The sequence below is a fragment of the Variovorax sp. 22077 genome (genome assembly GCF_052044195.1).
Taxonomy (GTDB): Bacteria; Pseudomonadota; Gammaproteobacteria; order Burkholderiales; family Burkholderiaceae_C; genus Variovorax; species Variovorax atrisoli.
On record NZ_JBQEQC010000003.1, the window covers coordinates 175,135 to 186,780 of the forward strand.

The 11,646-nt window shown below is 68.9% G+C and carries 8 protein-coding genes and 1 tRNA gene; 4 read left to right on the top strand and 5 right to left on the bottom strand.

Features of this window, described 5'->3' with window-relative positions; translation table 11 throughout:
- Positions 1–3: 3 nt before the first annotated feature.
- Positions 4–1,833 (bottom strand): oxalyl-CoA decarboxylase, encoded by a 1,830-nt coding sequence (gene oxc, locus ACTJLF_RS05360; protein WP_440882636.1) that lies wholly within the window; start codon positions 1,831–1,833, stop codon positions 4–6.
- Between the two features lie 151 nt (positions 1,834–1,984).
- On the opposite strand from oxc, the gene ACTJLF_RS05365 reads away from it, so the two are divergent.
- Positions 1,985–2,593 (top strand): Crp/Fnr family transcriptional regulator, encoded by a 609-nt coding sequence (locus ACTJLF_RS05365; RefSeq protein ID WP_019656244.1) that lies wholly within the window; start codon positions 1,985–1,987, stop codon positions 2,591–2,593.
- A 225-nt stretch (positions 2,594–2,818) separates the two neighbouring features.
- Here the strand turns inward: ACTJLF_RS05365 and ACTJLF_RS05370 are convergent, their stop codons facing one another.
- The 4 genes from ACTJLF_RS05370 to ACTJLF_RS05385 all read right to left on the bottom strand — a co-directional run bounded on the left by ACTJLF_RS05370 (position 2,819) and on the right by ACTJLF_RS05385 (position 6,905).
- A complete protein-coding gene (locus ACTJLF_RS05370; protein WP_440882637.1) occupies positions 2,819–3,655 on the bottom strand; it encodes a cytidylate kinase family protein in 837 nt (278 codons plus the stop codon).
- A 19-nt stretch (positions 3,656–3,674) separates the two neighbouring features.
- Positions 3,675–5,207 (bottom strand): tripartite tricarboxylate transporter permease, encoded by a 1,533-nt coding sequence (locus tag ACTJLF_RS05375; protein WP_019656246.1) that lies wholly within the window; start codon positions 5,205–5,207, stop codon positions 3,675–3,677.
- A gap of 25 nt (positions 5,208–5,232) precedes the next feature.
- Positions 5,233–5,754: a tripartite tricarboxylate transporter TctB family protein gene (locus ACTJLF_RS05380; protein ID WP_440882638.1), complete on the bottom strand. Its 522-nt coding sequence runs from the start codon at positions 5,752–5,754 to the stop codon at positions 5,233–5,235.
- Between the two features lie 119 nt (positions 5,755–5,873).
- Positions 5,874–6,905 carry a Bug family tripartite tricarboxylate transporter substrate binding protein gene (locus ACTJLF_RS05385; protein WP_440882639.1) on the bottom strand — a complete coding sequence of 344 codons (1,032 nt, stop codon included), beginning with the start codon at positions 6,903–6,905 and terminating at the stop codon, positions 5,874–5,876.
- A 252-nt stretch (positions 6,906–7,157) separates the two neighbouring features.
- Between ACTJLF_RS05385 and ACTJLF_RS05390 the strand changes: the two genes are divergently transcribed.
- The 3 genes from ACTJLF_RS05390 to ACTJLF_RS05400 form a co-directional block, all read left to right on the top strand.
- Positions 7,158–7,232: transfer RNA gene (locus ACTJLF_RS05390), tRNA-Arg, on the top strand.
- Positions 7,233–7,345: 113 nt separating this feature from the next.
- The gene (locus tag ACTJLF_RS05395) at positions 7,346–9,010 is read left to right on the top strand and encodes a methyl-accepting chemotaxis protein (RefSeq protein WP_440882640.1); all 1,665 of its coding nucleotides are present in this window, start codon (positions 7,346–7,348) and stop codon (positions 9,008–9,010) included.
- Positions 9,011–9,248: 238 nt separating this feature from the next.
- Positions 9,249–11,646, top strand: a 2,398-nt coding sequence (locus tag ACTJLF_RS05400; RefSeq protein WP_440882641.1) for a hypothetical protein, incomplete at its 3' end; no start/stop codon positions are given.

Here is an 11,646-nt window from a genome sequence, read left to right on the forward strand (position 1 = left end):
GGGTTACTTCTTCTTCGCCGTGGCGGGGTTCAGGCTCGTGATGCGGCCGCTCTCGGTGCCCGCCGTCTCGTCGATCACGGCGTTGATGAGGGTCGGGCGGCCCGAGGCGACGGCCTCGGTCAGGGCCTTCTGCAGCTCGTCGGCGGTGGTGGCGTGCACGCCGACGCCGCCGAAGGCCTCCATCAGCTTGTCGTAGCGCGCGTTCTTGACGAACACCGTGGGCGCCACGTCGGGCGTGCCGCTGGGGTTCACGTCGGTGCCGCGGTAGACGCCGTTGTTGTTGAAGACGATCACGCAGACCGGCAGGTTGTAGCGGCAGATGGTCTCCACCTCCATGCCGCTGAAGCCGAAGGCGCTGTCGCCCTCGATGGCGATCACCGGCTTGCCCGTGACCACGGCGGCGGCCACGGAGAAGCCCATGCCGATGCCCATGATCCCCCAGGTTCCCACGTCCAGGCGCTTGCGCGGCTCGTACATGTCGACGATGCTGCGCGCGAAGTCGAGCGTGTTGGCGCCCTCGTTGACGACGATGGCGTCGGGCCGCGCCTTCACCTGGTCGCGGATCACGCTCAGCGCGCTGTGGAAGTTCATCGGCGAGGGCCGCGCGGCCAGCGTGGCGGCCATCTTCGACAGGTTCTTGTCCTTGCGCTCGGCGATGGCGCCGGTCCACTCGGCCGGCGGCCTGGCCCACTTGGCGTCGATGCCGGCCAGCAGCGCGGCCACGCAGGAGCCGATGTCGCCGATCACCGGCGCCTCGATGGCGACGTTGCTGTCGATCTCGGTCGGCGCGATGTCGATCTGGATGAAGCGCTTGGCGCCCTTCTCCTGCGCCCAGGTCTTGCCCTTGCCGTGCGAGAGCAGCCAGTTCAGGCGCGCACCGATCAGCACCACCACGTCGGCCTCCTGCAGCACGTAGGAGCGCGCGGCGGCTGCCGACTGCGCGTGCGTGTCGGGCAGCAGGCCCTTGGCCATGGACATCGGCAGGTAGGGAATACCCGTCTTCTCGACGAGCGCGCGGATGTCGGCGTCGGCCTGCGCGTAGGCGGCGCCCTTGCCCAGCAGGATCAGCGGCCGCCTGGCGCCCTTGAGGATGTCGAGCGCGCGCTGCACCGCGTCGGCCGCCGGGATCTGGCGCGGCGCGGCATCGACCACCTTGATGAGCGAGGCCTTGCCGGCAGCCGCGTCCATGGTCTGCGCGAACAGCTTGGCCGGCAGGTCGAGGTACACGCCGCCCGGGCGGCCCGACAGCGCGGCGCGGATGGCGCGCGCGATGCCCACGCCGATGTCCTGAGCATGCAGCACGCGGAAGGCGGCCTTGCACAGCGGCTTGGCGATGGCCAGCTGGTCCATCTCCTCGTAGTCGCCCTGCTGCAGGTCGACGATCTCGCGCTCGCTGGAGCCGCTGATGAGGATCATCGGGAAGCAGTTGGTGGTGGCGTTGGCCAGCGCGGTCAGGCCGTTGAGGAAGCCGGGCGCCGACACCGTCAGGCAGATGCCGGGCTTCTGCGTGAGGAAGCCGGCTGCTGCGGCGGCGTTTCCGGCGTGCTGCTCGTGGCGGAAGGAGATCACGCGCAGGCCTTCGGCCTGGGCCATGCGCGTGAGGTCGGTGATCGGGATGCCGGGCAGGCCGAAGATGGTGTCGATGCCGTTGAGCTTGAGGGCATCGATGACCAGGTGGAAGCCGTCGATGGTCTCGCCCGCGGGCGCGCTGTCTTCCGTCACGCTCTTGAGCGCGCGCACCACCGCGTCGCCGTCGGCTTCACGGGTTTTCGCGGGCTTGAGGGCTTCGCTCAGCGTGGTGGTCGCCTCTTTCTCTGTTCTGACTGAAGACATGTCTCTCCTTCTGCATGGGTGAATGGCCGAGGTCCGAGCCGCGACTATGATTCGGGCCAAACTTTCGGCCGTTGACCTCGGTCAACTTTCCCGAAAACGGCGCAGCCCCCGATGAGCGGCGCCGGCAGCGAACTCGAGCAAGACGGTGACCATGACGACGTTGGAAAACCATCCGGAGAAGAACATCATTCGCGCCCAGCTGCGGCAGAACGTGCTTCTCAAGGACCTGAACGAAGCCGACCGCACCGAACTCGAGGCGCACCTGGTCATCGTCGACGGCAACAAGGGCGAGTTCCTGCTGCACCAGGGCGTGCGGGAGATGGAGCAGTACTTCATCCTCGACGGCATCCTCAAGCGGGTGGTGAGCAACCCGGAAGGCAAGGAGATGATCCTTCGCTTCGCCGACGAGAACGACATGGAGACGAGCTACGCCGCGCTGCGCCTGGGCACGCCCACGCCCTACGGCATCGTCTGCGTGACCAAGGCGCGCGTGGCGAGCCTGCCGCTGAAGGAGTGGATCGCCTTCCTGAACAAGCACCCGCAGACGAAGGAACTGTTCGAGTTCCTCGTGATGCGCGGCATGAGCGAGATCATGGCCCACACGATCACGCTGCACCTGCTCGATGCGGCGGGGCGCGTGCACCGGTTCCTGCGCAAGCATCCGGAACTGGTGGACCGGATTCCCAGCAAGGAGCTGGCTTCCTATCTGAACCTGTCGGCGGAGACGCTCAGCCGGTTGAGGAAGCGCGGGAAGATCTGAGCCGTCTTGCTCCCTCCTCCTCTGGGGGAGGGCTGGGGTGGGGGCACGGGGCGCTTCAAGGGCTGTCGGCGTATCTACCGCCCAGTGCCCCCATCCCGACCTTCCCCCAGAAGGGGAAGGAGCAAAGCCCAGGTCCGGTGCGCCGAAGCATCGCGCTGTCGACTGGTATTGGTCCCCTCTCCCGCTTGCGGGAGAGGGAGCAAGACCGAATCCGGAGCCCGGAGCTCAGGTCTGCTTCGCCGACGCAAACCGCCGCGTACTCGCCATCAGCCTCAGCTGGTTGTGCACGCCGCTCACGCCCCGGACCTCCGCCGCCACAGCCTCGGCCTGCGATCGCTCCTCGGAGTCCAGCACGATCCCGCGCAGCAGCAGCTCGCCCTGGTTCGCGGTGATGGTCACGTTGATGTCGCGCGTGGCCTCATGCTCCTTGAGCGCGGCGTGCACGCGGGCCTCGAGCGCCATGTTGGAGAGCTTCGTGCGCGAGGCCGGCGTTTCGGCGAACTCGGGGCGGCTCGCCATCAGCCTGATCTGTTCCACGCAGCTTTCCACCGAGAGCCGGTCGGTGTTGAGCACCAGGTCGTAGAGCACCGGGTCGCCCCAGGCCACGCCGAACTGCGCGTGCATTCGCGCGGCGTGCGCCTGGTCGCTGCGGCGGATCTCGGCTTCGGCGAACTCGGCGTCGTCGGTCTCGAGATCGGCCATCAGCCACTCGACGCGATTCTTCATCGAGCGCGTGATGCGCACGCACACCACGTGCGGCACCGGCCGCAGCAGGCAGGTGGCGCCCCAGCCGCGCAGCACCACGTTGCCGCGCTCGGCCAGCGCGAAGAGCTCCTGCGCGGTGTAGAGCGCCACGCTGCGCCTGTCGGTGGTCAGGCGCTCCACCAACCCCGCCTTGCCGCTGCGCAGCCTGCCGATGAGGCTGGTGGAAACATGCATCCGTTCCGCCACGTGCTCGATGACCTCGTGGCGCATCACGGCGAGGCCCAGCGTCTCGGCGAGCTGAAGCGAAACATCCTTCGCGAGGGAGCCCATCTCCTGGGTCAGTGCGATCACTGGCATGTGCTGGCCTCCTTGGTCATCAATCCACCGGCCGCTCGACAGCGAACTCGTCGGGCTTCTTCGGCTTCTTCACGAAGGCGAGCGCCCTGGAGATCAGCGGCCAGAACAGCAGCACCAGCGCGAGCGTGGTGATGGTGCCCACCAGCGGGTTCGAGAACATCACCATCACGTCGCCCTGCGACACCAGCATGGCCTGGCGGAAGGAGTCTTCGGCCTTGTCCCCGAGCACGAGCGCCAGCACCAGGGGCGCCAGCGGGAAGTCGAGCTTCTTGAACAGGTAGCCCAGCACGCCGAAGCCGAGCATGAACCAGATGTCGAGCATCGCGTTGTGCACGGTGTAGGCGCCGATCGCGCAGATCACGATGATCACCGGCGCGATGATCGAGAACGGAATGCGCAGGATCGATGCGAACAGCGGCACGGTGCTCAGCACCACGATCAGCCCGACGATGTTGCCGAGGTACATGCTCGCGATGAGGCCCCAGACGAAGTCCTTCTGCTCGACGAACAGCAGCGGCCCGGGCTGCAGGCCCCAGATCAGCAGGCCGCCCAGCAGCACCGCAGCGGTGGGCGAGCCCGGAATGCCCAGCGCGAGCATCGGCAGCAGCGCGCTGGTGCCCGCCGCGTGCGCGGCGGTCTCGGGCGCGACCACGCCTTCGGCCTCGCCGGTGCCGAACTTCGCACCCTTCTTCGACATCTTCTTGGCCAGGCCGTAGGCCATGAACGAGGCCGGCGTGGCGCCACCGGGCGTGATGCCCATCCAGATGCCGATGAGCGAGCTGCGGATCGAGGTCAGCCAGTACTTGGGCAGCTGCTTCCATGTCTGCCACACCACCTTGGGATCGATCTTCGCGCTCTTGCCCGAGAACTTCAGGCCCTCTTCCATCGACAGCAGGATCTCGCCGATGCCGAAGAGGCCGATCACCGCGATCAGGAAGTCGAAGCCGCGCATCAGCTCGGGCTGGCCGAAGGTCAGGCGCAGCTGGCCCGTGACCGTGTCCATGCCCACGCTGGCGAGCGCGAAGCCCAGCGCCATCGACGCGAGGATCTTGAAGGGCGAGCCCTTGCCCATGCCCACGAAGCTGCAGAAGGTCAGCAGGTACACCGCGAAGAACTCGGGCGAGCCGAACTTGAGCGCGAACTTCGCGACCAGCGGCGCAAGGAAGGTGATCATCACCACCGCGAGGAAGGCGCCCACGAAGGACGATGTGAAGGCGGTGGTGAGCGCCGCGCCGGCGTGCCCGTTCTGCGCCATCGGATAGCCGTCGAAGGTGGTGGCCACCGACCACGGCTCGCCCGGGATGTTGAACAGGATGGAGGTGATGGCCCCGCCGAAGAGCGCACCCCAGTAGATGCACGACAGCATGATGATGGCCGAGGTCGGCGACATCGTGAAGGTGAGCGGCAGGAGGATCGCCACGCCGTTGGCGCCGCCGAGCCCCGGCAGCACGCCGATCAGCACGCCGAGGATGATGCCGAGGAACATCAGGCCGATGTTCATCGGCGAGAGGATCACGTAGAAGCCCTGCATCAGGGCACTGAGTTCTTCCATTTCGCTTGTGCTCCTTGGGTCGGGTTCAGTAGCCGAGGAATCGAAGCGGATCGAGCGCGCCCTTGAAGAGCGGCACCTTGAACCAGACCTCGAACATGCAGAAGAAGAGCGTGTTCACGCCCAGCGCGGCGAACACGCTCTTGAACCACGCGTACTTGCCCAGCACCATCATGAAGAGCGCGATGTAGATCGCCGACGCCACGTAGATGCCGACGATGGCGATCGCCAGCACGTAGACCGTGGCCGGCACCAGCACCGAGAGCACGCGCCTGAGCTGTACGGAGTCGACGAAGACCGCGGTGTTGCGGCTCTTGCCCAGCAGCGACTGGTAGAGGATGCCCGCACTCAAGATCGTGATGATCACGCCGATGAAGAACGGGAAGTAGCCGGCGCCCGGGCCGTCGGTGGTCCAGCCTGCGCCTAGCTTGCGCGCCTCGAACACCACCACCAGGCCGATGGCCAGCAGCGCGACGGCCACCGCCGCTTCTACGAGGTGGGTGGAGATGCCCGTGCGAGCCGGGCCCTCGGATGATTGTTCGTGCTCCATGGAGCCCCCATCGTGGTTGTGTGGAAGAAGAAAGGAAGGAAGGAAGGAAATCGGCGCGCACTCCCGGCGCACGCGCCCGCTGCCGCCGTGCGCGGCAGTCGTCGCCGGCCCGCGCCGACCTACTTGTTGCTCGCGAGGAAGCCCGCGTCGGACATCAGCGTGCGGTGCGCGGCCTCGGCCTCGGTGAGCCACTTCGCGAAGGCATCGCCGGTCATGAAGGTCGGGTTGAAGGCGCCCTTCTCCATGTATTCCTTCCAGTCCGGCGTGGCCGCGACCTTGGTCATCAGCTCCTTGTAGAAGGCGAGCTGGTCGGGCGTGACGCCGGGCGGCATGAAGATGCCGCGCAGCATCGTGTACCTGGTGGGCACGCCCGCTTCCTTGCAGGTGGGGATGTCGTTCCACGACTGCGTGTCGGTGACCTTGGCCTTGAAGGGCATGCGCTCGTCGTCGAACACGCACAGCGCGCGCAGCTTGCCCGCGCGCCATTGCGCCACCGCCTCGATCGGGTTGTTCACCGTCGACTGCACGTGCCCGCCCACCAGCTGCACCGCCACCTCGCCGCCGCCCTTGAAGGGCACGTAGATGAACTTGGTGCCGGTGGCCTTCTCCAGCGCCACGGTGATGATCTGGTCTTCCTGCTTCGAGCCGGTGCCGGCCATCTTGAACTTGTTCGGCCCCGCGGCCCTCACCGCGGTGATGTACTCGCCCGCGCTCTTGTAGGGATCGGAGGCGTTGGTCCACAGCACGAACTGGTCGAGCGCCAGCATCGCGACCGGCGTCATGTCCTTCCAGTTGAAGGGCACGCCCGTGGCCATGGGCGTGGTGAACAGGTTCGACAGCGAGATCACGATCTTGTGCGGATCGCCCTTCGCCTCCTTCACCGCCAGGAAGCCCTCGGCGCCCGCGCCGCCGGACTTGTTGACAACGATCAGCGGCTCCTTCATCAGCTTGTACTTGATGATGATGCCCTGCAGCAGCCGGCCCATCTGGTCGGCGCCCCCGCCGGTGCCGGCGGGAATCACGAACTCCACCGGCTTGGTGGGTTCCCATGCGAAGGCGGGCGCGGCACCGGTGGCCAGCGCCGCCGCGGCGGCAGTGGTGGCAAGAACGGCAGTCGCGCGGCTCAGGACATTCGAGGCGATCTTCTTCATCAGGTTGTCTCCTGTGTAGTGATTTCGCTCTTTTTTGTTCTTGAATCTGAGCAGAGATGCGAACGGGCACGATGGTGCGCGTCGCCGATTCGCGCCGGCTTGATCGCGGTCAACTTTTCGAAGATTTCGTATCGGGGTTAGCCCGCGATGGCGATGCGGGCGGGGTCGCGCGCGGGGTCGGCGGGAACCGGCATCGCGAACCCTATAAAATCGCGGGCGCACCGCGGCTTTCGCCTCGTGCATCCCCATCCGGTCTTCGTAGTTCAATGGATAGAACGGGGTCCTCCTAAGACTCAGATACAGGTTCGATTCCTGTCGAAGGCACCACCCACCCGCCCCCCGCAACGGCTTTCGCCGCCCAGGCACGCCCTCTCACGCCCTGTTCTCCACACGCGGCTGCGGGTCAACGCCCAGTCACACGCCCTCGGTCTAATCCGCGCGTGACTCCAGACTCCCACCTTCTCCTCCCCTCCCCCGGCGCCCGCAACATCCTCGGACGCCGGCTCCTTCTCACCTTCTCGGCCGTGCTGCTGCTGACCCTCGCGGGCTCAGGCATCGGCATCCGGTCGCTCGCCAAGGTCGACGAAGCCACGCGCGAGACCATCCAGCAGCGTGGCGTGTCGGAGCGGCTCGTGGCCGACGCCTACCGGCTGCAGGCGATCAATGCCGAGCGCTACAAGGCGATGGCGCTGAGCTCGGAGCCCGAGGTCGGCGAGATTCTTTCTGCGGACATCCGCGCGACCGCGGCCGAGTACGACGACTTGATCAGGCAGCTCGACCAGCGGCTCCACGACGAGTCCGACCGCGCATTGCTCGCGCAGGCCGACGCCGCCGCCAAGGACTTCGCAGGCGCCGTCAAGGAGCTGGTCGCCGCGCGCGACTCGGGCCTGACCGAGCGAATCCGCAATGTCTACGCGCAGCGCTTCCAGCCCAGCTCGGCGGCGCTGCTGGCCGCCGTGTCGAGGCTCGCCCGATCGCAGCGGCAGGCGATCGACACGGCCGGCGAAGACATCGCGCAGCTGAGCGCCTCGGCGCGCATCGCGCTGGCGGTGTTCAGCATCGCGGCCCTGCTGCTGGGCGGCGTGCTGGCACTGGGGCTGGTGCGCAGCATCGGCCGGCCGATCCGGCTGGCCAGCGAGACGGCCGGGCGCGTGGCGGGCCTCGACCTGCGCCGCGACATCGAAGGCCACTCCCGCGACGAGGCGGGGCAGATGCTGCAGGCGCTGGGCGCGATGCAGAGCGCGCTGCGCGAACTGGTGGTGCGCGTGCGCGAGTCGGTGCAGAACGTGCGCACCGCGGCCGGCGAGATCGCGCACGGCAACTCGGATCTCTCGGCGCGCACCGAAAGCGCGGCGGCCAGCCTGCAGCAGACCGCGGCGGCGCTCGAGCAAGTCATGCACAACGCGCGCGAGTCGAGCACGGCCGCGGGCGACGCCGAGCGCATGGCCGGCGCCGCGGCCGCGGTGGCATCGCAGGGCGGCGAGGCAGTCTCGCAGGTGGTGAGCACGATGCAGGACATCCGGCGCGAGTCGCACAAGGTGGCCGACATCACGGGCGTGATCGACGCCATCGCCTTCCAGACCAACATCCTGGCGCTCAATGCCGCGGTCGAGGCCGCGCGCGCCGGCGAGGCGGGGCGCGGCTTCGCCGTGGTCGCGTCGGAGGTGCGGCAGCTGGCCACGCGCTCGGCAGCGGCAGCGCGGGAAATCAGGAACCTGATCGACCACTCGGTGCAGCGCATCGAGGCCGGCACCCTGCTGGCCGACGACGCGGGCCGCACGATGGGCCGCATCGTCGCCTCCATCGGGCAGGTGGCCGACACGGTCGGCGCCATCACGGCGGCGACGCAGGCACAGGTGCAGGACATCGGCCAGATCAACGCCGCCGTCGCGCGGCTGGACGAGACGACGCAGAAGAACGCGGCCATGGTCGAGGAATCGGCGGCCGTGTCGGAAAGCCTGCGCGAGCAGGCGCGCAACCTCGACACGCTCATCAGCCAGTTCGTGCTGCCCGGCGATGCGCCGCGCACTGCGCTGCCTTCGGCGCCGCGGCGCGACTACTCCCGCGACATACCGGTGTCGCCGCGCCTGCGGCCGGCGGGCTGAACCGAGGCCGTCCCGGAGGCCCCCGCGCCTCGGCCTTCGTTACGTCCTGACAAGGTAACGGCGCTACGTAACAAGCGCCGAAGCGCGCCCGCCGCAAGCCCCTGCGCGGGCGTCGGCCCGGCGGGAATCCCGATGTAAATCAACGACTTGCGCGCGCATCGCCCGCTCGGTGGCACCTGCGAGGGCCAGCGGCACACAAGTTGCCCCATCAGCCACTCCCAATACCGAGGAGGCTGCCATGGCGGATGCCAACACAACGATTTCTTCGACCGCCGGAGGTGCCGACGGCGGTGCCGCCGCACCGGTGATCCTCGCGCAATCGACGGTCCGGCCGATCGCGCCCATGGGTGCGGCCAGCACCGCCACGGCAGCGACACCGGCTGCCGCACCGGCCGGCCTCGGCTCGCTGTCCAACGCCACGCCGGGCACGGTCGTCATGCGCGACGGCGTGGCGATTCCGGTGTCCGGCAGCCAGACGCTGATGGCCGGCGACCGCGTGATCGTTCCGCAGGACGGCCACGCCAACGTCCTCTTTCCCGGATCTGCCACCAACAAGGCGCCGCTGGCCGGCGTGTTCACCGGCGGGACCGACGCCACCATCAGCTCGACCAAGCTCGCCAGCGGCCTGGAACAGGTGAACGTGGACGTGGCCTCCGGCGACCTGGAAGTGACCGCGCCCGACAGCGACGCCGAAGCGGCCGCGCTGGCGGTCAGCAAGAAGACTGCCGCCGGCAGCGGCATCGGGCTGGGCGAGTTCGCGCTCGGCGCATTGGGCGCCGTCGGCCTCGCCGCCGCACTGGGCGGTGGCGGCAGCGACGGCGGCGGGATTCCCTTCTTCGCTCCCGGCATCGGCGAAAGCGATGCCGACGCGGACGCCGATGCCGACGCGGATGCCGACGGCGACTCGGATGCAGACGCCGATGCGGACGCAGATGCCGACGCGGACGCAGATTCGGATGCCGATGCCGATTCCGACGCGGACTCCGATGCGGACGCGGATGCCGATTCCGATGCAGACGCGGACGCGGACGCCGACCACCTGCTCGACCCGGGCGACAGCGCCGCCGACCATCTGCTCGGCGCGCTCGACAACCTGCTCGGCCTGGGCGGAGGCGGCACGGCGGCGGCCGCGCGCAGCGCCGCGGTCGCGAGCTCCGCGCCCACGCTCTCCTCGCTGATGCCCACGGTCGACGGCTTCACCGACCTGGTGGACAACGTGCTCTCGCCGATCGCGGGCAACGAGTTCCGGCCGAACGACCCGAACGCATTCGATCCTCTGGACGACACCGTCGGCGGCATCACCGCCGACCTTGGCGGCGTGCTCACCCCCGTGGTCGACGGCCTGCTGGGCGCCGGCCTGACCGGCGCGCTCATCGGCTCGCTGAACGGCCAGGTCGACTACCTGACCGATGCCATCGACAACATCCTCGAAAACGTGCTCGGCAGCAACGGCCTGCTCGGCGGCGTGACCACTGGCCTGGGCATCGACGGCCTCGTGGACCAGCTCATCGGCGACGACGGCGTGATCAGCCAGGTGCTCGACGGCCTGCTGGGCGACGGCAGCCTCGTGGGCAGCGTGCTCGGCGAAGGCGGGCTGGTCGGACAGCTGCTGGGCGACGGCGGACTGCTCGGTGGCGTGCTGGGCGATGACGGCCTGCTGGGTGGTCTGCTCGGTGGCGACGGCGGCCTGCTCGGCGGTGTGCTGGGCGATGGCGGCCTGTTGGGTGGCGTGCTCGGCGGTGAAGGCGGCCTGCTCGGCGGCGTGCTGGGCGATGGCGGCCTGTTGGGTGGCGTGCTCGGCGGTGATGGCGGCCTGCTCGGCGGTGTGTTGGGCGAAGACGGCCTGCTGGGCGGTGTCCTCGGCGAAGGCGGCTTGCTCGGAGGACTGCTCGGTGGCGACGGTGCGCTTGCCGGCCTGCTTGGCAGCGAAGGCCTCACCGGTGGCCTGCTCGGCAACGATGGCCTGGTCGACAGCCTGCTCGGACCCGATGGCGTGGTCGGCGGGGTTCTCGGCGCAACGCCGCTGGGCGGATTGCTCGGCGGCGAGAACGGCCTGCTCAGCGGCGTGCTGGGCGACAACGGCCTGGTGGGCGGACTCCTCGGAGGAGACGGCCTGCTGGGCGGCGTCCTCGGCGACGACGGTCTCCTGGGTGCCGAAGGCCCGCTGGGCGGCCTGCTTGGCGGCGATGGCGGATTGATCGGCGGCGTGCTGGGCGACGGTGGCCTGCTGGGTGGCGTGATCGGCGGTGAAGGCGGCCTGCTCGGCGGTGTACTGGGTGACGACGGCCTGCTGGGTGGCGTGCTGGGTGACAACGGCCTGCTGGGCGGTGTGCTCGGCGGCGACGGCGGCCTGCTCGGAGGTGTGCTGGGCGAAGGCGGCATCGTCGGCGGCGTCCTCGGCGCCGTCACCAGCGGCGATGCCGGCGGCCTGGTCGGTGGTCTGCTCGGCGAAGACGGCATCGTCGGCGGCGTCCTCGGCGCCGTCACCAGCGGCGATGCCGGTGGCCTGGTCGGTGGTCTGCTCGGCGAAGACGGCCTCGTCGGCGGCGTCCTCGGCGCCGTCACCAGCGGCGATGCCGGCGGCCTGGTCGGTGGTCTGCTCGGCGAAGACGGCATCGTCGGCGGCGTCCTCGGCG